At 41.1% G+C, this 24,066-nt stretch carries 13 protein-coding genes; 2 read left to right on the forward strand and 11 right to left on the reverse strand.

The genetic code is table 11. The features are described from left to right. Positions 1-2,050: carboxypeptidase regulatory-like domain-containing protein (locus B2V92_RS14895; RefSeq protein WP_293309485.1), on the forward strand; the 2,050-nt coding region annotated here is incomplete at its 5' end. Between the two features lie 484 nt (positions 2,051-2,534). On the opposite strand, the gene B2V92_RS14900 is transcribed toward B2V92_RS14895, so the two are convergent. From B2V92_RS14900 to B2V92_RS14950, 11 genes are all read right to left on the reverse strand, one after another. Continuing rightward, positions 2,535-3,491 (reverse strand): 2-hydroxyacid dehydrogenase, encoded by a 957-nt coding sequence (locus B2V92_RS14900; RefSeq protein ID WP_293309487.1) that lies wholly within the window; start codon positions 3,489-3,491, stop codon positions 2,535-2,537. A 61-nt stretch (positions 3,492-3,552) separates the two neighbouring features. Next, positions 3,553-4,362: a DUF4249 domain-containing protein gene (locus B2V92_RS14905; RefSeq protein ID WP_293309489.1), complete on the reverse strand. Its 810-nt coding sequence runs from the start codon at positions 4,360-4,362 to the stop codon at positions 3,553-3,555. A 4-nt stretch (positions 4,363-4,366) separates the two neighbouring features. Further along, positions 4,367-6,688 (reverse strand): TonB-dependent receptor, encoded by a 2,322-nt coding sequence (locus tag B2V92_RS14910; RefSeq protein WP_293309491.1) that lies wholly within the window; start codon positions 6,686-6,688, stop codon positions 4,367-4,369. A 95-nt stretch (positions 6,689-6,783) separates the two neighbouring features. Further along, positions 6,784-7,983, reverse strand: coding sequence for a multiheme c-type cytochrome (locus B2V92_RS14915; RefSeq protein ID WP_293309493.1), 1,200 nt, complete (start codon positions 7,981-7,983; stop codon positions 6,784-6,786). 16 nt (positions 7,984-7,999) lie between these two features. Next, positions 8,000-9,751 (reverse strand): cellulase family glycosylhydrolase, encoded by a 1,752-nt coding sequence (locus tag B2V92_RS14920; protein WP_293309495.1) that lies wholly within the window; start codon positions 9,749-9,751, stop codon positions 8,000-8,002. Positions 9,752-9,777: 26 nt separating this feature from the next. Further along, positions 9,778-11,184, reverse strand: a complete 1,407-nt coding sequence (locus tag B2V92_RS14925; RefSeq protein WP_293309497.1) for a glycoside hydrolase family 30 protein — start codon at positions 11,182-11,184, stop codon at positions 9,778-9,780. 97 nt (positions 11,185-11,281) lie between these two features. Further along, on the reverse strand, positions 11,282-12,808 hold the full coding sequence (locus tag B2V92_RS14930) for a RagB/SusD family nutrient uptake outer membrane protein (RefSeq protein WP_293309499.1): 1,527 nt from the start codon (positions 12,806-12,808) through the stop codon (positions 11,282-11,284). Between the two features lie 11 nt (positions 12,809-12,819). After that, entirely contained in the window at positions 12,820-15,963 is a 3,144-nt protein-coding gene (locus tag B2V92_RS14935; RefSeq protein WP_293309501.1) for a SusC/RagA family TonB-linked outer membrane protein, read from the reverse strand. Positions 15,964-16,223: 260 nt separating this feature from the next. Beyond that, positions 16,224-19,142 carry a triple tyrosine motif-containing protein gene (locus B2V92_RS14940; protein ID WP_293309503.1) on the reverse strand — a complete coding sequence of 973 codons (2,919 nt, stop codon included), beginning with the start codon at positions 19,140-19,142 and terminating at the stop codon, positions 16,224-16,226. Between the two features lie 731 nt (positions 19,143-19,873). After that, a complete protein-coding gene (locus B2V92_RS14945; protein WP_293309505.1) occupies positions 19,874-20,533 on the reverse strand; it encodes a GDSL-type esterase/lipase family protein in 660 nt (219 codons plus the stop codon). A 639-nt stretch (positions 20,534-21,172) separates the two neighbouring features. Next, positions 21,173-23,251, reverse strand: a complete 2,079-nt coding sequence (locus tag B2V92_RS14950; RefSeq protein ID WP_293309507.1) for an FUSC family protein — start codon at positions 23,249-23,251, stop codon at positions 21,173-21,175. Positions 23,252-23,474: 223 nt separating this feature from the next. Between B2V92_RS14950 and B2V92_RS14955 the strand changes: the two genes are divergently transcribed. After that, positions 23,475-23,972 carry a hypothetical protein gene (locus B2V92_RS14955; RefSeq protein ID WP_293309509.1) on the forward strand — a complete coding sequence of 166 codons (498 nt, stop codon included), beginning with the start codon at positions 23,475-23,477 and terminating at the stop codon, positions 23,970-23,972. Positions 23,973-24,066 lie beyond the last annotated feature (94 nt).

The raw sequence follows: 24,066 nt of genomic DNA on the forward strand, positions 1-24,066 counted from the left end.
TGAATATCAATTACAGAAAGGCGAACTGGTTACCAGCATCAATACCACCGATAAGGATCTGGCCACGAATTCATTTCCACTTAAAAATGCGATTTTAAGTAAAGATTTCCAGTTTTTTCCGGAGGGAGGAAGCTTAATTGCAGGTTTAACCAACAAGGTCGCCTTTAAAGCCATTAAAAGTGATGGTTTGGGCATCAGCTCTAAAGGTACGGTAACCGATAGCGATGGTAAAACCGTAGCTACTTTTACCGCGCAGCATTTGGGTATGGGCAGTTTCAATCTGGCTGCAGAAACCGGAAAAACTTATAAGGCAGCAGTTACCTACGCAGATGGAACTACACAAACCTATAACCTGCCTGCTGTTGCTGCAAACGGTGTTGCCGTAAATATCGATAACAGCAATGCAGATCAGATCGGGATTAAAATAGCGGCCAATGATGCTTTTTTTCAGGAATACCAGGGTAAAAAACTTTTTTTGGTTGCACAGAGTAAAGGCGTAGTATGTTATGGCGCACAAACCACATTATCGAACAAGGAATACAATAGCACTGTGCTTAAATCTAAATTCCCAAATGGGATTGCCCAGTTTACCCTATTTAACGAATTTGGCAAACCGCTAAGCGAAAGATTGGTTTTTGTGCAGCATAAAAATACCATGGCAGTAGCTTTAACTACCGCAGCACCTGCTTATGGGGTTAAGAAAAAGGTAAAAATCAATGTAGCCGCCAAAAAAGATGGCGCACCTGTTGAAGGCAGCTTCTCGGTTGCGGTAGTAGACGAAACCAAAGTACCTTCAAGCGAAGATGCAACCAGTACCATTTTAACGGGCTTATTGTTAAGCAGCGATGTTAAGGGATATATCGAAAAAGCCAACTACTACTTTAATGCACCGGATGCAAAGAAAAATGCCGATTTAGATGTGTTATTGCTTACACAAGGATACCGCAGCTTTAAATACAGCGATATTTTTGCCAGTAAACTGCCAAAAATCGATTTCCTTCCTGAACAGGGTATCGAAGTTTCCGGTATTTTACGTCAGAATAATGGTATTCCGGTTAGAAAAGGTGCTTTATTATTGAGTATTCCAGATAAACGTTTCAATTTGGAAGGGACTACCGATCCTGTCGGAAACTTTAAATTCCCGAACCTGGTATTTAACGATTCGTCGAAAGTTACCGTTACAGCCAAGTACAATGTGAATTATAAAAACATGACCTTGAGCATAAACGGTACACCTGCCCCTACCCTTACCCGAAATTTTAGTGCTGCAGAAGAGGTTCTAAATATTGATAGTGCTTTAACCAGTTACCTGGATAACAGCAAAAGGCAGTATGCTTACCTGCATACCTTAAAAGATGTAAACATTAAAGCCGCAGTGGTACCAAAGGTAAGTCATAAAGATTACCCTGCATTAAGCGGACTTAGCCAAATGGCAGATCACGAAATCAGTGGCGACAGGTTAAAAGGCTGTGGGCTTTTAATTAACTGTTTACAGGGCATGCTGGCCGGTGTAACCTTTGTAGATAACAACTTTTATGTAAGCAGGGATTACAACCAGGGCAAGAAAATTCCGATGGGTATTTTTATCAATGGAATGAACGTTGATGTAAACCAGATCAATACGCTTGATGCCAACCAGATCGAATCGGTTGAAATATTTTTAAGGGATGACCTGGGTTTGGTAAACCGTGCAAACAATGTAAACGGGGTAATCGTATTTAACCAGAAAAAAGCACCAAAAGGCACTAAAATCTCTAAAGCCCAGTTAATGGATATGCTTCCAAAATACTACGAGCTTACTTTCTCTCCACAGGGTTACAACAAAGAGAGACAATTCTATTCGCCAAAATATGATGTGCCTGCAAGCATGAACCGCAACGATTTAAGGACAACCATTTACTGGAACCCTAAAGTTATAACCGATGCAACAGGAAACGCCTCTTTCGAATATTACAATGCAGATGGCAAAGGTCAGTACAAGGTGATTATCGAAGGTATTGATGCTAACGGAAATTTAGGAAGATCGATATTGAGATATACGGTTAAGTAGGATGGATGAAGGGTTAACTGGTTAATTGTTTAAATCGGTTAACTGTTCATTGCAAACTGCCAACTGAATACTGAACAACTGGTTAACTGGTCATTATTTAATTGTAGGATTGTTAAATTGTTAACTGCAAACTGCCAACTGTAAACTGTAAACTGATTAATTGATTAACTGGTTAATTGTTTAAATCGGTTAACTGTTCATTGCCAACTGATTACTGAATAACTGGTCATTGGTTTATTCGATTAACTCCTAATCAGAATAACTTAGTTTGAAAACAAAAAACATTGCCATCCTGAGCCTGTCGAAGGATAAATGTTTTTTGTTTTCTATTATAAAAGGTCTTCAACAAGCTCAGACTGACAAGTCACTCCTCCGTAAACAAAGGTAATTAGACCTGAAACGATAGAATATTGATGGGATTTGCCGCCATGCCTATCATCCATCTCACATTTTCCATCTCACATTTTCCATCTTACATCATCCATCATACCTCGTAAGGTAACTTCTCTCCTTGAAGTCCGGCCAAGATATTCTTTACAATAATCTGTGCCATGGCTATACGGGTTTCTTCGGTGGCAGAGCCGATATGCGGCAGTATGGCAACGTTTTCCATCATTAGTAAAGGATTATCCTTATCCATTGGTTCGGGGTTGGTAACATCCAAACCTGCTCCCCATATTAGTTTTTCTTCTAAAGCCGCTATCAGGTCTTTTTCATTATGGATGCCTCCCCTTGCGGTGTTGATGAAGATGGAATTGCGTTTCATCTGTTTAAATACATCAAGGGTAAATTTATTTTTGGTATCAGGCGTAAGTGCTGTATGTACAGAAAGTACATCGCTCAGGGCCAAAAGTTCTTCGAACGATACATATTTGGCCCCTATTTCTTTCTCTGCAGCCTCATTACGCGATCGGTTATGATAAATAACCTGCATCTGATAAGCGCCAATACATTTTTTGGCCATCTCTAAACCAATTTTCCCCATACCGAAAATGCCAAGCGTTTTACCCTGTATTTCGATGCCAAGCTCAGGAGTTGGCTCATAATTTTTCCATTCGCCTTTAATAATTTTTTGATGAGCATAAAAGGCTTTCCTGGATACGGCAAGCATTAATAAAAAAGCAGTATCGGCAGTTGCGGCGCTGAGTACGCCAGGCGTATTCCCGATTGGGATATTCAAAGCTTTTGCCGCAGCCACATCAACATTATCATAACCTACTGAGTGTAGCGCAACCACTTTTAAATGGCTACAGGCTTTTAAAAACGGTGCATCGATCTTATTCGGTCCAACACTGATCAGGCCATCCTGCCCCTGGCAGGCTTCGATCAGTTCTTCAGGTGTAATCTGCCTGTTTTCTTTCCATTGGGTAATCGAAATATTATTTTCTTCCAGTTCTTTTAATCCAACCGGAGCAATGTTGCCACTTATAAATACTTTCATTCTTGTTTAACAGTAAAAACCACTAATGGTGTTTTTAAACTTCCTCAATTAATTGCTTAGATTATTTTACCGTAGCCGAAATAACCTGGTAGGTATTCGCACTGAAATAGCCCAATGCCTGGTTCGAAATATTGGATGTTGGATTAGCTGGGGTTGTGCCCTGGTTTGGTCCGCGGTTGGATTGCTGACTTAAAGCATACCAATAATCGAAAATATTCGAATCAATGCACTCCATCTCTATCCTGATCTTATCGTTGGAGTTCAACTCATCACTATCGTGATCATTGGTAGGCGGTTTAAAAAACAACTGTATCCTCAAATCATTTCCATTTGTTAACCGGTCGTTGTTTACATAAAAACGTTCCGACATTACATCGTTTACATACAGGTTAAAGTGATAAAAATTGGTTTCGTTTATGGGGTCTTTTAAAAACACGGCTGCCGTTTTGCGTTCCCTGCCAAAGAAAAAGTTTTTGATCACCCCGATCGAATCCATTTTAACCACATTGGGCATTTTCGAACTGGCGGTATAAGTTTGCCCTTCGGAAGTAACTTTTAAATTATAGGTAACACCCGGTGCACCTCTCATCCTATTGGTATAAGTTCCGGGTGTTGTACTTTCCTTAAAAACATAACTGTTCCCTTTACTATCGGTTACGGTTACGCTTGCACCCGAAACTTTCGGAAAAACATTAACTTCGGTATAACCGATGGTTTTGCTGATCTTAATCTGCTGATCGATCAGTTGATCATTAATTTTACCTTCTATTACGATCTGCGGATCGGCATTTTCGGTATCAATGGAAATGATTTTTTTGCAACCGGTAAAACAAAAAGAGAGCAGCGAAAAGTATATAATCAGTTTTTTCATGGCTTTAAAATTTAAAGTTCCAGGTAATGGATGGGATAAGACCAAAAAGGGAAGTTTGTTGGGCAGCTGTTTTACTCGGATTTTCCGGATCGGTGATAAATTCGATGGAGTAAGGATTTTTTCTTCCCAATAAGTTATATACCCCAAAATTCCAGCTCGACTGGTATTTCTTTCCAGGTTTTCCTTCTAAAGTGGCACTCACATCCAAACGCATGTTGTAGGGCATCCGGCCGGCGTTGCGCTGCGTGTAATAATAGGCCATCTGCCCGCCAATACTATATTTCCCTGCCGGATAGGTTACCGCATTACCGGTACTGTAAATAAAACTCGAAGAGAAAGTCCAGCGTTTCGTCATGTTATAAATACCCACTACCGAAATATCGTGTGTACGATCCTGCCTTGCAGGAAAATACTTACCGTTGTTCAATTCCGTAAATTTGCGTTCGGTACGCGATAAGGTATAGCCCAGCCAGCCGTTCAGTTTGCCAAATTTCTTCTTAAAAAACAACTCCAACCCGTAGGCCCTACCTACTCCATACAACAGCTCGGATTCTACATTGGTATTGGCCAATAGCTCTGCGGCATTTTTGTAATCAATCTGGTTCTGCAGCCATTTGTAATAAACCTCTGCCGAAAGTTCATAGTTGTTATCCTGGATATTCTTAAAATAACCCAAAGCTACCTGATCGGCAATTTCGGGCCTGATGTTATTACTGCTCAACACATACTGATCGGTTGGCGAACTCGAAGTAGCATTGGTTAAAATATGTACGTTCTGCGTATTGCGGTTGTAAGAAGCTTTGATGGAGTTCTGCTCGTTAAAGAGATAACTTACCGAGAAACGTGGCTCGAGGTTAAAATAACTCTTATAAAATTTTCCTTTAGCTACATTTTCTGTTGATGTGATATTTCCATCTGCATCATAATTGCTGAAATTGCCGGGGCCCATTAATGAAAATGCAGCCAAACGCACACCGTATAAAAAATTCAAATGTTCGTTAACAGCCCACTCATCCGAAATATAAGCGGCTGATTCAATGCCATAGCGCCTTTCTTGCGAAAGTGAATTTACCTGCGAAGCCTCATCGCTATCAATATCAATCGGTGAAATACGGTGCTGTGTTGCATTTATTCCAAACCTTAGGATATGTTTATTGCTGAAATACTGAAAATCTTCCTTAAAGTTAAAATCGCGGACTAATGATGTGGCCTTAAAGTTTGTTGCATCGTTTAACAGCCTAACGGTATAATTATAGTTGTTATAAATTAAAGAAGTATTAGAAAACAAACGGTCGCTAAAAATGTGGTTTAAGCGGATGGTGGTGGTTACATTGCCCCAGTTGTTCTCGAAAAGATCTTTTACCCCTATATTATCCTTACCAAAATAGCCCGAAATATAAATGGTATTCCGATCGTTGATTTTGTAGTTGGCTTTTGCATTGATATCGTAAAAATTAAGGGTACTTCCGTTTACTGTCGAATCAGGCGAAGAGCGCAGGAACAGATCGATATAGGTACGGCGGAAACTCACCATAAAAGAGCCCCTGTCTTTTACAATAGGTCCTTCGGCTTTTAAGCGTGAAGCAATAAGCCCGAGGCCACCCTGAAATTTAAATTCCTTATTGTTCCCATCGTCCATTTTAACGTCTAAAACTGACGATAAACGTCCACCATATTGTGCCGGCATACCGCCTTTGTAGAGGCTTACATCTTTAATGGCATCGGCATTAAAAGTAGAGAAAAAGCCGAGCAGATGGGATGAATTATATACCACGGCCTCATCAAGGATGATCAGGTTCTGATCGGCAGCACCACCACGCACATAAAAGCCTGTATTCCCCTCACCTCCCGATTTTACACCGGGCAACAACTGGATGGTTTTTAAAATATCTTTTTCGCCCAATAAAACCGGAATAGAATTGAGCGCTTTCATATCGATCCGCTCCAATCCCATCTGTGCACTTTTTACATTTTCATTTTTACGGTTATTGGCGCTTACGGTTACTTCGGCCAAATCGTTGGCGCTTTTTAACTCTTCGTTTAACTTGATATCTTTTGTTAAGTTAATGGTTTTTACCACCGAAGGATAACCGGTATAACTTATCGCAACGGTATAAGTGCCTTCAGGCTGGGTTAAGGCGAAATAACCATAGTTATTGGTAAGGGTAGCCGCTGTTGATGCGCCCGAAATCCTCACCGTTGCCCCGATCAGGGTTTCGCCTGTGGCCGCATCGCGGATGGTACCACTTAGGGTAAATTTATTCTGCGCAAAAATAGACGTACTGAAAAAAAGAAGGAATAAAGTTAAGTAGTGTTTTATGAGCATATCGGCAACTATCTAATTTTAAGATGGAAACCAAATGTACGAAATCAAAGTCCGTTTAACGGAGGATGGATGATTTCTTAATACCGGTTTGGTTTTTATTTCTTATTAACGGGATAAATGGCAATATGGTGTGACCGCAGCATATAGGCACTTAAATGATCTTTGCCCGCCTGTTGGAAAGTGATCAGCTTTGAAGGCTCTTTCGGCATATGGCAATCGATGCAATTTGTAGTGAGCGAACCCTTTGCCAAGGTTGCTGGGCTGTGTTTAGTAGTTTGATGGCAACTGATACAGCGCTGCGAATAAATGCTTAAATTACCTTTAATATTTTCGTGCGTATTGTGGCACGATTGGCAGGTCATGTTTTCGCTTTTCCGATAACAGTTGCTTCCCATCAACATGGTGGTCTGGTTACCATGCACATCGGGATTACCGCCGCCAAAGCCCACAAAATCCTGCGAGTAATACGCGTCCAGATCATCGCCGGGTTCAAAGCCAAATACCGAGCGCTGCGCAACCAATGTATTGCCAGAATGGCAAACGCCGCAAACATCCATTTTCTGCTTGCGCGACAGTGTTTTATAAATGGTAATAAATTTTGCGGTTTTCTCTTCAGGATTTTCCGTATGGAATACCACATGCTGTTTGCCGGGCCCATGGCAACGCTCGCAATCAATACCATAAATTATCGATCCACGTTCCATTTCCTCGTCCATTACAAAGGCTGATTTTTGGGTTACCTTTTTTTCTACATAAGACGCATGGCACTCTAAACACCTGCTCGTAATGGCCCTATCGTAATAAAAGGTTTGTTTTGGAAAGCCCGGGCTGATGGCCCAATTACGGATAGCCGCAAAATAAGATAAAGGCAATTCGTACATTTTTTTACCCTGCCAATAAGTATAGGTATAAGCCTTTTCGCCTGAACCAAACTGGATATCGAATTTTTGGGCACGTACAGCTTTGCCATCCCGATAGGCGACCTGAAAAATTCCGCTGTCCCTTTTTTCGATCACCACTTTTTGATGTGGATCAAATGTAAAACTGTTCGAATCAGGTGCAAAAATCTTTAGCAGTGCGGCGTCTACAACAGGTTTAGAAGTTAAACCATGTGCACTGTGGGCATAGGAGCTGGATAAATCTTTATGGCATTTAATACAGGTGGCCGCTCCGGTGTAGGCTTCGCCCCTGATATCTTTAGGCAGCTGATCGGCAACGTTCATACATCTCGAAAGGATTACGATGGCAATAGCCATTGCCCCCAAAATAACCAGGATTCGTTTTGTGCCTTTCAAGATGTATGTTTTGTTTTTATTTTACGAACTGAATATAGCTAAAATTATATCCTCCCGTAGCTGCCAGTACTTTAATTTTTTGTTTACCTGCCTTTAAAGCAATATTCTTGATTTCGAATGTTGCAAATTTCTTCGCCCCCCCTGTATTAGGTACAGCAACATCTTTTGCTACCTCTTTACCATCAATAAAAATAGAAATCCTACCGGTAGCCTGATCAGCTGCAGCATTAATTTTAAGTGTATAAACACCCTTTTGTGCAACATTTACGGTGTATTGCAGCCATTCTCCATTTTCGATATGGTTTACATAATACTTTTCGTACTGGATAGAATCTTTTGCAATGTCTACACCATCGTTGCGGTAAATCCTGCCGCGGTTGCCTGCACCCCACTTACCGGTTGAGGTATGATAATCGGCTGTATCGGTATCAAAATAAGCAAAACCATTTCTGCCCAGATCATAATCAACCGCATAAATAATGCTTTTATCTTTTACCAAATTAGCTTTAAAAGGCTTGGTTTCGTTACTAAAGGGCTGGCGTATCATCGCATCGATTACATCGCGGTGGATAATGGTATTTTCGAGTTTAGCATAAATGGCCAGTTCCATTAAACCACTGTATACGTTGCTATCTTTCGGTTTATTGCCGCCATTGTTCATATACTTTACCAGCGCATCGTAATTGGGGTTCGATTTAATTTCCATCGGGTTATTGGAACCGATCTTTTTTAACGGCCACCACGACCAACCTATATTGTTTTTCTCCAAAAGATGAATGGCATCGGTAAACCATGTGTTGGAATTTTCGCCGGTTTCGCCCAGCCAAACCGGAACATTCTGTTCATCGCGGGCCTTGATGATATGTGCAATGGAGTTCTGATCATTAAAATTCCAGTATTTATGGTAGCTCAATACCATATTTTTATCCCAAACCGGGAAAATACCATTGTAATTATTGCCCCAGCCATTACCTTCGATGATGATGATGTGTTTCTGATCTACCTCGCGGATAGCTTTGGTAAGCTCGACCATTAATTTTCTTAAAGGGGCATTGTTTTTTTCCTTTGTTCCGTTTTTATCTTCCGTTGGATTTTCGAAACCATAGTTCGGTTCGTTCAAAATATCGTAAGCACCGATATAAGGTTCATTTTTATAACGCTCGGCCAGTTTTTTCCAGAGTGCAATTGTTTTCGCCTGGTTGGCTTCGCTATCCCACAGGTATGGTTTTGATGGATCGCGGTCGGCAATATTTACATCATTGCCCTGTCCGCCGGGTGCAGCATGTAAATCCAAAATCAGGTACATTTTATTGGCCTTACACCATGCCAACAGGCTATCGGTTAAAGCAAAGCCTTTTTCCAACCAGGTATTTTGGCCTGCAACGGGTTCTTTATCAACCGGCAGGGTATATAAATTGTAATGCATGGGCAAACGGATGGAGTTAAAACCCCACCGTTTCATCGAATCAACATCAATTTTACGGGTATGGTTGGCCAGCCAGGTATCGTAAAATTCCTGCGTCTGTTTCGGCCCCATTAATTCTTCAATACGTTCGCGGATCCGGTACTGCTGCGATTCTTTGTTGATTTTAAGCATATAGCCTTCCTGCAGCATCCAACCGCCTAAACCAATGCCACGGAGGAGCACATTTTCGCCTTTTTCGTTTACTATTTTTTTTCCATCGGCCTTTAAAAACCCTTGACCAAAGCCTGTAAACGAAACGAGAGAGAGCAGAAAAATATATAAAGTTGATTTTGTTAAAGTCATAAAAAATAAGCTTAGGTTTTAGATAATTACCAGGTATACGTTGCTACAGATCCTTTATCGAGCGCAGCAACAAGTGTTTTACCGTTAATACTGATGTTAAATCCGGCAGCATTTTTTCCACTGTTCGCCACAATTAAAACATGTTTTCCATCGGGTGTTTTAAATGCCACGTTCGGCAGGTCGGTTAAATCGTTTGAGGCAATACGCACCGAACCCGGACGCACAAATTTAGAGGCATGTGCAACAGAAAAAAAGGCAAGGTTCCGGCTGTAATTATCTTTATCAATGGTTACCGCTCCCTGGCACATCGGGCAGCCTCCCCTATCGGTATAGGGTTTATTTTCAGGGTCGGCAGCAAGGTTCCATTCGAGTACGGTTTTGCTCCAGTTGCGGGTAGCGCCGATAATTAACCGCCTAACGGGATTTACAATGTTAATATCTGTCGAGTTTGGCTGCTCTACCACCATCTGTTCCGAAAAGTAGATGTTTTTATCAGGATGGGCATCGTGTACATCGCTCAAAGCATCAATTTTACCACCGTAGAGGTGAAAAGCTGAGCCATCGATATATTTTTTAGCCTGGGGATCATCCAGAATGGTGATCGGATAATCGGGCCTGTCGGCATTATGATCGTATATGATAATTTTGGTTTTAAGGTTGGCTTTCTCAAAAGCCGGCCCCAGGAATTTCTTTATAAAAAGCGCCTGGTCTGGTGCAACCATCAGCAAACTTGGGTTATTACCCGGATGTAAAGGCTCGTTCTGAACGGTAATTGCATCAATAGCGATACCCTGTTTCTGCATTTCCTGGACATAACGCACCAGGTATTTGGCATAGGCATCGTAGTATTCGGGCTTTAACATGCCTCCACGGGCATCGTAAGTGGTTTTCATCCATAAGGGAGGAGACCATGGCGAGCCCATCACTTTTATTTTTGGGTTTATTGCAAGGATCTCCTTCATTACCGGAATCACATCCGTTTTATCAGGCCCTAAATCAAATTTTGCCTGTGTTAAATCGGTCTGCCCTTCGGGAAGGTCGTTATAAGAAAATACTTTTTCGTTTAAATCAGAAGCACCGATACTGAGGCGGATATAACTTACGCCAATGTTATTGCCATCGGTGGCAAACAGTTCTTTTAATAGTGCAGCCCTTGCCTGTGCCGACATTTTAACAATATGCTGTGCACTGCCGCCGGTTAAGGCATAACCAAATCCATCTATATGCTGAAAAGTTTCCTTTTCATTGATTACGATGGTTGGCAGATTGTTTTTTGCCGTTGAGAAATTTAAGCCTGTTGCCTGTTTGGTAAATAAAGCAGAGCGATCGGCTTTGGTTAACCAAACATCGGCCCGGTTTTGTGCAATAGCCGAAAGCGATGAACAGGTAATCAGGCAGGCAGCTAAAAGTTGAAAGGTTTTTGTAGATGGCATAGAAAAAAATATGGTTCGGATTAAAAAAACAGGAAGAAAGGTTTAGCTTTCTCCCTGTTGACAATTAAACTTTAAGCGTATTTAGATGGTGAGCATTTTATTTTGTTCCACCCCACTCTTTGCTTTGAAGAATTTTGGTGTTGTTCAGCTCTGCCTGTGGAATCGGCAAAGTTTCATTTTTATTTGCCTGGAATCCTTTAAAGGCCAGTTTACTTGGGGCAAGTCCCCATCTAACCAAATCAAACCACCTTTGTCCTTCGGCTACCAGTTCAAGGCGTCTTTCTTTCATTATATTATCCATGGTTACTTCAACAGGATTTAAACCTACACGGGCCCTTACCGCATTTAAGAAAATATAAGCCCTGCTACCTGCACCAACTGCTGCACCGCTTTTCAATAATGCTTCGGCTTCCATTAAGTATGTATCGGCCAAACGTATTTCGTACATATTCTGACCAAAGTTTAATTCTAACTGGCCAACAGCTGCTTTTGTAGAAACCCTTCCTGCATATTTCTCAACAAAATATCCGGTATTATCATTGGCATGTTTATAGGTTACAATACCTGCCTTTTCCAAACTATCTAAATTGGCAACTGTAGGTTTGTTACGCGGATCGAAGTGGATTAAATCAAATAATTCTTTGGTTATTGGCATAACGCTCCAACCCGAAACATAGTCTGGTGCTTTTGCAGCAATTACAGGTACATAGTTACGTGGTCCTACCAAAATACCCATCACATTACCCTCACGGCTACCAACATTGCTCCAACCCATGTTTGAGGTGGTATTGTAGCTAAGTTCTAAGATAGATTCTGAATTGAATTTGTTTTTCCAGTTCCACAGATCGGCAAAGTTTGTTAACAATTTATAGCCGTAAGTACTCGCTCCCGGTGCAGTACCGTTAACTGTTGCAAACTCAGTTGCAGCTGGTCCCCATTTTTGTTGCCATAAATAAACCTTACCTAAAACGGCATGAACCGCACCTTGATTTAAACGTCCTGCATCAGCAGTAGGGATGGTTACCGGAAGAGCAGATAACGATTCTGTTAAATCTGTTTCTATCTGTTTATAAACATCTGCAGGGGCTACCTGAGTAACATCGAACATAGCAGAAGGCTCTACCGGTGTTAATATTAATGGTATATTTTTGAAGATACGCACTAGATCAAAATAAAATATAGCGCGTAATGCTTTAGCCTCGGCAATATACCTTGCTTTGGTTGCAGCATCCATACTAATACCTTCTATTTTTTTCAATAAAACATTAGCACGGTAAACACCGGTAAAGCCCTTGCTCCATAAATAACTAGGGGCGCCCGACAATGAGTTTACCGTATAGTTATTCATTGCCTGCATATCTCCTAAATCCGATGGAGAATCGGCACCGGCAAAATGGTCATCCGATGCAGAACTAAATAAATTAAGTTTGGTAAGGTATCCACTTGATTGGTTACCCAATTGATCGTAAACAGCTACCAAGCCAGTAAAAGCCTGCTGCTGGGTTTGATAATAACTTGTCTCCAGAATACGTTCACGCGGATTTACATCCAACTGTTTTTGACAAGAAACTATTAGTTGAGAAGCAGTTAAAAGGGCTGCAATAGCTAAAATATTCTTTTTCATTTTAATTTTTTTTAGAATCCAACATTTAAACCTACCATAAACGAACGGGCCTGCGGATAAATACCCCTATCTACACCCAGTACAGTTCCACCGATTTCGGGATCATAACCTGTATATTTTGTAATTGTCCAAAGGTTTTCACTCATCAGGTATACCCGAACTTTTTGTGCACCAATTTTTTTAGTAACATTAAGTGGAAGATTATAACCTATTTGAAGGGTTTTTAAACGGAAGTAATCTCCTTTTTCCAAATAATTTTTAGAGAATTTGGTATAATTTCCGTTAAGATCCTTATCTGCAACACGCGGAATATCGGTTGCTGTGTTTGAAGGTGTCCATCTATCAAGAATTGATTTTTGCCAGTTTCCATAAGTCACATCCAAACGTCTTAATCCCTGGAAGATCATATTTCCACCTACACCGTTTCCGAAGGCAACAAAATCAAAGTTTTTATATGCCAGATTAATGGTGATACCGTATGTATATTTCGGAAGCGGACTACCCAAATAAGTACGGTCGCTTGCATTGATTGTTTCATTTCCATCTAAGTTGGCAAATTTAACATCTCCAGGTTTTGCAGAAGGTTGAAGTACTGTACCACCTGGTCCTTTATAAGCATTAACTTCTGCCTGCGACTGGAAAATACCGATCGCTTCGTATCCATAAAACTCATTAAATGAACGTCCAAGTCCGGTACGGGTAAAGTTACCCATACCCTGAAAGCTCTGTGCATTATCTTCGATAAATTCTCTTCCAGGCAATAACTTGGTTACCTTATTTTTCAGGGTCGAGATATTGGCATTAACACCCAAACTAAGTTCTCCGATTTTCTTTTTGTAACCTACCTCGAATTCGATACCTGTGTTCTGCATATCGCCAACATTTTCTGCGGCACCACCGGCTGCGCCCAAATAAAGCGGGATAGAAGGTGTTTGCAATACGCCAATGGTTTTCTTTTTGAAGTAAGAAGCACTAATCGTGATATCCTTAAATAAGGTGGCATCTAAACCAATATCTGTTTGGTGGGTTTCTTCCCATTTCAGATCAGGATTGGATAACGCAGCCGGACTCCATCCGATGGTGCTCACATCTGTAGTGCCAAAAGTATAATTACGTCCGCTATTAACCAACGATACATAACTGAAATCACCAATTGCGTCGTTTCCGGTAATACCGTAACTACCACGTAATTTTAAGAAATTAACGATCTTGTTTTCTTTCCAGAAACCTTCTTTTGAAGGTACCCAACCCACTGAGGCCGAAGGGAAGTAACCAAACCTGTTGTTTGTACCAAAACGTGAAGAACCATCACGACGGATAATACCCGTAAATAGATATTTTTCATCATAATCGTAAGTTACACGTGTAAACAAAGAGTTAACAACATGCAAGGTGGCATCACTACCATCGCCCTGGATATCGGCTGTAGCCGGTTTATAATTTAAGTTACCCTGATAAAAATCCTGTGCAATTACGTTGTTAAACCTTACGTTTAAACCACGGTTATTGTTATCCATGTAATAACCCTGACCGAAAATAGCGTATGCATGGTGTTTACCAAAACTTTTTGAGTAGCTGATGGTATTTTCCCAGTTATAGTTTAAGGTCATATTCATCTCGCGATAGAAATTCGCCTTTGTATTTGTATTCGAAGGGCTTAACCAGAATAACGGTGTAAAAGATTCCGAACCATAAAAAGCAACTTTAGTTCCCAGCGATGATCTGAATTTTAAATCCTTAATGGGTTCAATTTCAAGGAAAGCATTACCAACAATGTTGTGGTCCCAACCATAGTTACCCAATCTGGTTTGAATATAAGCCAATGGGTTACTCATTTCCTGACCAACAGGGCCCGAAATACCATAAGGGAAACCGGTGGCCGGATCTCTTATAATATTTGCAATGGTATAAGGAGATTTACCTAGTGCAGTTGGATCGGTTTGAATAACCGGTGTAATCGGATCTAAATGGATTGCTGAACTTAAAGGACCGCCAAACTCGCTATTGGTATTACCTAAAGAGCTGTTAACCGAATGGCTATAGCCTAAATTCTCACCAAAGCTTATCCATTTGGCAGGCTTAAAAGTTGAGTTGATACGGATGTTGGCACGGTTAAAATTAGAAATCGGTGTAGCTACGATACCTTGCTGATCGATATAACCAAATGAGGTATAAAACGTAGATTTATCAGTTCCGCCTGAAACGCTAAACTCGTGTGTTTGCCTGCGGGCATCATCGTTAAAAACAACTGATTGCCAATCGGTACCTTCTCCGTAAGATGATGGATTTGCATACGGAAGTGTAAAAGTTCCATCGGTAGCTGCATTATAGCTATTGGTATATGCCTCATTCCTAATGGTTGCATATTCGGTTGCGTTGAGCAGTTTTAGCTTTTTAGCCGGTGCCTGTGTACCATAAAATCCATTGTAATTTATAGATAATCTTCCTTCTTTACCTTTTTTGGTCGAAATAATAATTACCCCGTTAGCAGCCCTGGCACCATAAATTGCCTGCGAAGCCGCATCTTTTAAAACCTCAATAGATTCGATGTCTGATTGATTTAAATAACCAATACCGCCGTTATCTACAATCACACCATCAACAACCCAAAGCGGATCGTTATTACCTGATGATGCAAAAGAGGTAAAACCCCTCACCCTCACTGTTGATGCAGATCCTGGCTGACCGTTGCCCGAAGCAATGGTTAAACCTGAAGTTCTACCTTGCAGGGCTTGCTCTACCCTGTTAATAGGCATTGATTCGAGATCTTTTGCTTTAACACTGGAGATTGATCCGGTTACAAGCGCTTTTTTCTGCGTACCATAACCTACTACAACCACCTCGGTTAAATCTTTCGAATCGGTTTTTAAAGCGATATTAATACGGCCTCCTGCTGGAACAGTTACCGTTTGTGGGGCCATCCCGATCAGGCTGATGGTTAATTTTCCGCCAACAGGAGCCTGGATGCTGAAAACACCATTGGCATCGGTTGATGCAGCTTTGGTTGTTCCATCAAGCTTTACTGTTACGCCCGGTAAAGGATCACCATTTTGTTCTGTTACTTTTCCTGTAACGGGAATATCCTGCGCCAATAGGGCCATCGGAAATACCAGGAAACAGAACATGAAGAATACGAGTGTAAATCTTCCTCTCATAGAATTTAGTTTTAAGTTAATATTTGGTTAGTTAACACCGTGGGCTTTGGGTGCCCGTTTTATAAAATCCAAATCTATAGAGGAGCAATACAATCGCACAATTTAGCGATACTACACGAACCATACATTAGCCCTCATTTGGAGGAAAAAGGCTTAATACAGGCCTACATAAGCCCTACAGTAAATGCATAAACGCACTGATAAACAGAAAGTTAAATTATTACAGCACAAATTGTTACAATTGTAACAAAAACATTGAATTAAGGGGCTTTTTGGCGGGCTATTTCGATCAGAAATTCATATAAATTCGTTTCTGGCTTAAGCTGGAGTTTTTTTCTTAACCGGTAACGGCCAACTTCTATGGCCTTAATGGTTACATTCATCAGTTGCGCCATCTCTTTTGACGAAAGATTCATCGATAAATAGGCACAGAATTTTAAATCGTTCTGGCTTAAATCAGGATAAAGGTCTTTAAGTTTATTAAAGAATTCGGTATTAACATGGTTAAAGTGCACACTCATGTGATCGAGTTCCTGATCTTTCTTTTCCACATCCCTGATCAGCCTGATTAAATGCCTGAAGCTCGGCGAACTTTCGCTGATATCGTGGTTTTTAATTACCGTAGAAATTACTTCTTTAATTTTGGCCAGTACTTTACCGCGCTGTACCAAATGCATGGTCATGGTAGAAAGCTCTTTGTTCTTATAATTTACATCAGCCTCAAGCTTTTCGTTCTGCAGGCGTACAATTTCCTTTTCATTCCGGTCGAGCTCCAGCTGGTGGAGGTAACTCATCCGCTCCTGCTCTTTAATGTGTTTACGTTTTTGCCACCTGATAATCAGCCTGATCAATAAAACGATCAGTATCAGGTAAACAATTTTCATCCATATGGTATTGTACCAGGCCGGTAAAACCACAAAACTGTAGCTTACCACTGCCGACTCGTTGCCCACATCGGTTTGCGCTTTTACATTAAAGGTATATCTCCCGGCAGGTAAGTTGGTATAGTCTTTTTCGCTTTTGGTGGCCCATGCCGACCACTCGCGATCGAAGCCCACCAACTGATAGCTAAATTTGATATTTTTATCATGTTCGAACAGGGTAGATGCGTATTCGAAGTGCATGGAGTTTAAGCTGTTTACATATTCGGGCAGGTTTTGCTCATTCTGCTTATCCTGTATCTCACCCTTTTTCACAAAATAACCACCAAAAACCACGCTATCTTCCTTCCCAAATATCCTTACCATGCCCAGTACCACATTTGGCTTGGTTATGTTTTCAATATATTTATCATAATTTACGTGATAAGCCCCTTTATTGGCACCGATAAATATGTTTTTGCTATCAAAGGCATAAATCGATTCGAAACCACCAACCACCTTACCATCAAGCTCCGGCAGGTAAAATATGGTGAAAGGATTTCCTCCGGCAGGCTTTTTAAAATCGATTACGCCAACTTTTTTATTGGTTACAAACCAGATATTGCCATCGTTATCTTCTTTCATATACTGGATAGATATACCGTTTAATGCATTTCCAAGTAACTTTAGATGAACGAAACGCTTTTTAGTGGCATCATACTCGTATACCCCGTTAACCGTAGCAATTACCACCCTGTTTTTGATATGGTATACGTAATTATAAAGTTTAGAGGGCAAACCATCCTTATCGGTAAACATGGTGGTACGCAGTATGCTTTTATGATCGGGTTTTAACTCTATTTTATACACGCCATGGTATGGGTGCGAGGCCCAGATGTGATCGGGGTTGTTGTTATCGGCCACAATAAAGCGCAGGGTTTCCCTTAATCCTTCAATTTTTCCGCCATTGGTAAAGGTGCCTCCTGTATATACCAGTTTCTGAAGCCCCCAATAGGTTCCGGCAATTACCTCACTGCTAGGGTAAACATTATCCATGCTCTGGTACATCCAGGTACCCGGTAAACTGTAAAGCAACTGGGCATTATTATCCCGTACCAGATAAGTACCGTCCTCATGCGCCATCAATAACCGGCTGTTAAACTCATCCAAACCCCACACCTGCCCTTTCGTATTTTTTACCTCTTCAAAATTTGCGGCCGCATAACTTAAATCGGGATTGGTACTATTCAGTTTTGCTGTATATAAACCATTAGAGGTGCCGATATAAATAGACTGGTTATATTTCCGGAAAGCGTAACTGGTAATCTGTTTATTGCGGTCGGGGAAAATATTTTTAACAGCGCTGTTTATCGCCACATAGGCAATCCCATCATCCAGTGCCAACCACATATTCTTATCGCGATCGAGCAAAATCCCCCTCACATTGTTGTTCTGCAAACCCTCCCTGTAATTGTATTTCTGCACCAGTTCGCCATACCTGTTCATAATGTACACACCGCCCGATGTAGTACCAACACCATATAAATTTTGGTTAATCCGGTTTACGAAATATACCCTGTCGTTAAAAAAAACAGGGTCGAGTTTGGTTTTTAATGGTACAAGCCTGTTATTGATCATTAAAAAGAAACCACGTTTTAAGGTAGAAACCAGCAGCGTATCGCCCCCGTAAGGCAACACAGCCGTAACAGAGAAACGTTTTAAAACCGTATCGGTACAAAAGGGCTTCCACATATCGTGGTCGAATACCATTAACCCAACCTGTTGGTTCTGTGCAAAAACCTTCTTGTTGGCCATCCCCATAAATTGCCAGGTGGTACTTAGTTTATAACTTTTTACCACCCCATCTTTATAATGCAGAATTGCATTTACCGACCTAAAAAATACTTCATCATTGATCACCGAGATATCCCACAGATCGGCCAGTTTGCGGAGGTTTTCGGGAATAAGGTTTAATAGAGAGGTATACTTTAAAATGCCATGCTCATTTGGATAAAAATAGCCGAACTCATCCTGGCCGCCCACATAAATCCTGTTTTTCGAATCGATACCTATAGAGCGTACCGAAGTATAATTGGGCAAACGGTAAAGGTTCCAGTACCTGCCGTTAAAGGTAAGCAGGCCTTCGTTATTGCCAAAATATAAAATCCCGTGTTTATCCTGTTTAACCTCCCAGTTCTGGATCCCGCCGTTATACTGCTCATTATTGTAATTCACAATCTGTGGAATACCCAATAAATCCTGAGCAGCGGCATGGTACCCCATAAAGAGGGTTAAAACAACAAGTAGAAGTTTATGCATAAGATCGGGGATGATTAGAACGCAATAATAAATATATAATTTTAATTCTTACAAACCTTGCTATGATGAATGGTTAATTGTATAAATTGGTTAATCGGTTAACTGGTTAATTGTCGCCAAACGCCAAGCTAGTTAACCGGTTAACTGTAGTAGAGTTGTCAACTCTGGTTTAGTTTGCGCAGCTATTCATCCCCTTCATATTTTTTAAGCTATTGCATGTTTCATCCCCCTACCCCCTTAAAAAGGGGGACGGACTCATGGCTCGTGGAATACTTACATGATCTTATATGCCTTATAGGGTGAATTTTTTGGAGCGCAATGCCAGTGGTTCTTCGGTTTGCTCCGGTCCCGCTATCACTCCAAGTCCTCACTCGTGCCTCGCTCCGGGCTTTACGTTTTATCGGGGCTATGGGCGAAAGGTTGCTCGAGTTGTCAACTTTTAATAGGCACATTGCATATAAGTTGACAACTCTGGTTTAGTTTGCGCAGCTTTTCACCACCCTGCATATTTTTAAGCTATTGCATGTTGCATCCCCCTACCCCCTTAAAAAGGGGGACGGACTTATGGCTCGTGGAAAACTTACATGATCTCACATGTCTTATATGGTGAAATTTTTGGACTCTGGTTTATGTTTGCGCAGCTTTTCATCACCCTGGATATTTTTTAAGCTATTGCATGCTTCATCCCCCTACCCCCTTAAAAAGGGGGACGGACTAGTCGCTAGGAAATATTACTTTATTAGATGTGGCTCAACGGCTTTTCGCCAAATGGCGTAACCTTTAGCGTTCATGTGCAGCATATCTTCTACAAAAAGTTCAGGTCTAAGTTTGCCGTCTTTCGTCAGCATTAAAGCATATACATCAATAAAAGTGGTGTTGGTTTCGCCAGCTAAAAACTTTTTGATCAAAGCATTCGAAGCCACTGCCTTTTCTCTAAACTTATCCCTGCTAGGGCTTGGTTTAATGGATATATAAATAATGGGCACGGTTGGCAATTTGGCCCTAATGGCGCGGTATAAATTAATGGTGCGGTTTAAAACCGTATCGGGTGTTACCGTTTCGTTCGGCAGATCGTTTTCGCCAACATAAAGCACAACCTGTTTCGGCTGGTAAGGAAAAACCACATCATTTAAATAATAGGTAATATCGTTAATTACTGCACCGCCAATACCACGGTTTAAAGCATTATACTTTGCAAAAATCTGTGTACAATCATCCCATTTACGTATAGAAGAACTTCCTACAAACAACACCGGATGAACAGGTGGCTTATACATCTGATCGTACTTTTTAATTGTTTGCACATCATCCCAGAAATTGGGTTTCTGCTGTGCATATATATTTACCGTTAAAAAAGAGAGCAGGGAAAGAATTAGGAATGACTTTTTCATGTGGAGAAATTATTAAAGGGCACAAGATAAGAATAACTGCTGAAAAGGTTAACTGTATAAAACGGTTAACTGTATAAATCGGTTAACTGGTTAATTGTTACAAGCTTTTGCAGCTTCCATCCCCCTAGCCTAATTGCATCCCCTTGCCTAAATACATCCCCCTGCCCCCTTCAAAGGGGGACAAGCAGGAGTTATTGAGTTGTCAACTTTAAATAGGCGCAACGCACGGAAGTTGACAACTCTAAGAAAGTACTTCGCTAGTGAAAAGGGTTAATTGTATACCTCCGCTAACGCTCGTTTCTAACGAGCGTTGAATAGGATATCGTTTACAACGATAAAATCGTGTAACTATTTATGCACTCGTTTGGAAACGAGCGCAAGCATGAATTTCAGGGTCCTTGCAGATAAATGGTTCGACCTCCCACAGCTTTTCATTCCTCCTTTAAAGAGACACGGACTCTACTAGGTGGTAAAAACAATAAAGCTAGTGTTTTAGAGCGCATCATCAGCGGTTCTTAGGGTTGCTTCGGTCCCGCTTTCCCTGCTCCCGATGTAAAATCGGGATTCGTTCAATCGGGGCTAGGGCCAAAGGCAAATCGCACGAAATTGAATGGGGACGGACGAATCGTGAGAAAAAAACTAGCCCCTAAAAGCTGCATTAAACCTGCTAAACGCTACAGACAAAGCCTCAATATGTGCCAGTTTCTGTTTCGTAGAATGGTCGCTCCCGGGGTCTATTTCATCAGGTTGCTCATTGCTTCCGGTTGGTAAAACCGCGCCATCGCTCAGGTTATTTACAATCTGCTTTACCACTTGTGGATCGGCCTGTTCGGGTTTGTGGTTTAGCGAAAGGTAAATGGAAGTAATAATGGCGTTAATCTGGTAAACGGTTGATTGCACACCATAAAGTGCATTAAAATCGAGGTGTTTGCGTACAGGCTCCTGACTGGCCGATTCAATCGCTTCGCTCAGTGCCGATAAACTCAGGTTCGCATTTTTCCGCGCCATACGCGAAATGTTTTCTCCCAGGTTTTCTTTACGCTCAATAGCTACCTGTAAATACTGCAAACTATCCTGCGTGGCCCTGTTTATTTTCGCCTTTAACTGTCGGCTATCCCAAATAGGAAAAAGGTAAGTGGCAAAAATGGCAATCACACAGCCCAGTACAGTAAATAAAACACGATCGTGTACAATATGATCAAAATGCCCCTGGTAACTGCCCAAGGTTAATATTACGGCAGGGGTAATAAACAACACGCTGATGGTGTAATTTAAACGGTTAAAGGCATAAAACCCCAGCAAGAAAACCGCCGAAAAAGATAACAGCACGGCCGGACTTTTCACAAAATAAACCATTACCAAACCAATTACCACACCGCCAAGACTCCCCTTTAAACGTTGCAGGTTGCGTTTCCAGGTGATGGAAAACTTTGGCCTCGCCACAATTACCAACGTTAAAAAAAGCCAGTAGCTGTACTTACTCGGTTCGAGCTGCCAGATCAATAAAAAACCGAAAAGGAAACAGATGGCCAGCCGCAACGAAAACCTGAATATGGGCGATTTCAAGGTAAGGTGTTCTTTAATCGAAAAACGATCGCCGGTGATAAATAACGGATAGGAAATTGCACCGCTCAGCTCCTGCAAATGTTTCCCGGGTGTACACTCGTTACCCCTTATCATTTCGATAATGCGCACAATATCATTCATGTTCGAAACTACTTTCAGCACAATTTTACGTTGGGTTTCGTTCAGGCTTTCCATCTCTCGCAGCAACATTACACGTTTCTGGTGGTATTCCAAATTGGTGGCTACCTCGCCCATATAAGCCTTTGCCGAACGTACGTGCCTGCCCAGTTCTTCCAGCTCTTTTGCCAGCAACTCTATCAATGTGGCAATCAGTTTTAAACTGGTACCTGTGGCCAGCGTTTTGCGCACCAAAGCATAATCGTAATGTACGGCATTAAGCTGTTCGTATAAATCGATCAGTAACCTCGCCCGCTCCAACAGCAGTTGCCCTTTGGGGTTATCGGGGTTCATGGCGTACTTATCGGTAAGCAACAAATTACGGATCAGCTCGTGTTTCTGGTTAACCTTAATGTGCAGTTTAATGGCTTCTTTCTGTTGCAGATCCAACGGTACATCCACATCGTAATTTTTGGCCTTGGCATTTAAAAAGGTGGCACTGCTCATTAAACACTCAAAAATAGCATGGTGCAGCGAGCGGTAAGGCCATATCAAAATCTGGATTAAACTGATTACATAGTACCAAACGCCACCCAACAAAATATAACTGCTAAAATACAGCGGCCTGGCCGGGTGCAACCCCATTACAAACGTGCACACAATAAGCGCCATGGTGCCAATAAGCGATGGCTTTTGCCCGTACACCGCAAACATAGAGCAACTAAAGGCAGCCAGCACCAGTACCGCAGCGGTAAGGTATTGGCTATACAACACCAACGATACCACGAGGGTAACAGTAAAAAATACGATGATGCTCCACAAGGCAGTTTTCAATTTATTCAGCCGGTTATCGGGCAAATCGGTAAGGCTGATTAACAAAGCACCCACCCCTATTCCTTTTGCAGCCTCAGGATTACCCAAATAAAAGAATAAAATAATGGGCAATACCACGGTAATGGTGGTGCGCAGGGCATCAGAAAAATACTCGCCTAAAAAGAAATATGTAATGGTAGAGCCGATGCTGTTTTTGCCCATGTATAATGCGATGAATAAACCTTAGTTAGAAAGAGCCGCAAAGGTAATAAATATAATGCATGCATATCAAATGGTTGCAAAATACAAGATACCGATTCGTTCTTTGGACTTTTACAAAATAATTGAACCACAACTAACATAACCAAAAATGAGTATTTATGGTTTCCCGTATCATTACGGCCGTTTTGATATTTAAATTAGCTAGCTCAATAATATTAAAAAAATGAAAAGATTAAATCTCTTATTCTTTGTAGCAATGTTCATGCTTTCGAGCTGCACTACAAATTATTACCTTACAGTTTCAGATACAGAAACATCGGTTTACAGCACATTAAATGGAATCGATCAACCAACTTCAATAGAGGCAGGTAAAGCTTTTTTGTATTTGAAAGGCAAAAAAAGTACATCGATAAAGTATGGAACTACAAATGGCTTTAGCTCACAGCTATCAAGCTGGAGACGATTAAAAAGACTCTCAAAAAAGCAGGTTGATAATCTTACGTTTACAACTGGATATGGCTATGTTTATGATGGATTGCCTGTTACATTATATAAATATGGCAGATTAATCAAAAATAGTCCATCAAGCGGGTCTTCATCTTCCGGTTCTACAACTAGGTCAAGTACTTCTTCGGGAGGAACTGTTCATGTAAAAGGTTATACCAGAAAAGATGGAACTTATGTAAGTCCGCATACCAGATCTGCACCAAGGAGGCATTAATAATATGCCTATTATTTGTCATGAATTAATTATATTGTGGTTATTAAATTAAATAGTGTTACTTCCTTTATTAAATTGAAGTAAAAATTCAGAA

Origin of the sequence: Pedobacter sp. UBA5917 (genome assembly GCF_002432345.1) — a bacterium.
Taxonomy (GTDB): Bacteria; Bacteroidota; Bacteroidia; order Sphingobacteriales; family Sphingobacteriaceae; genus Pedobacter.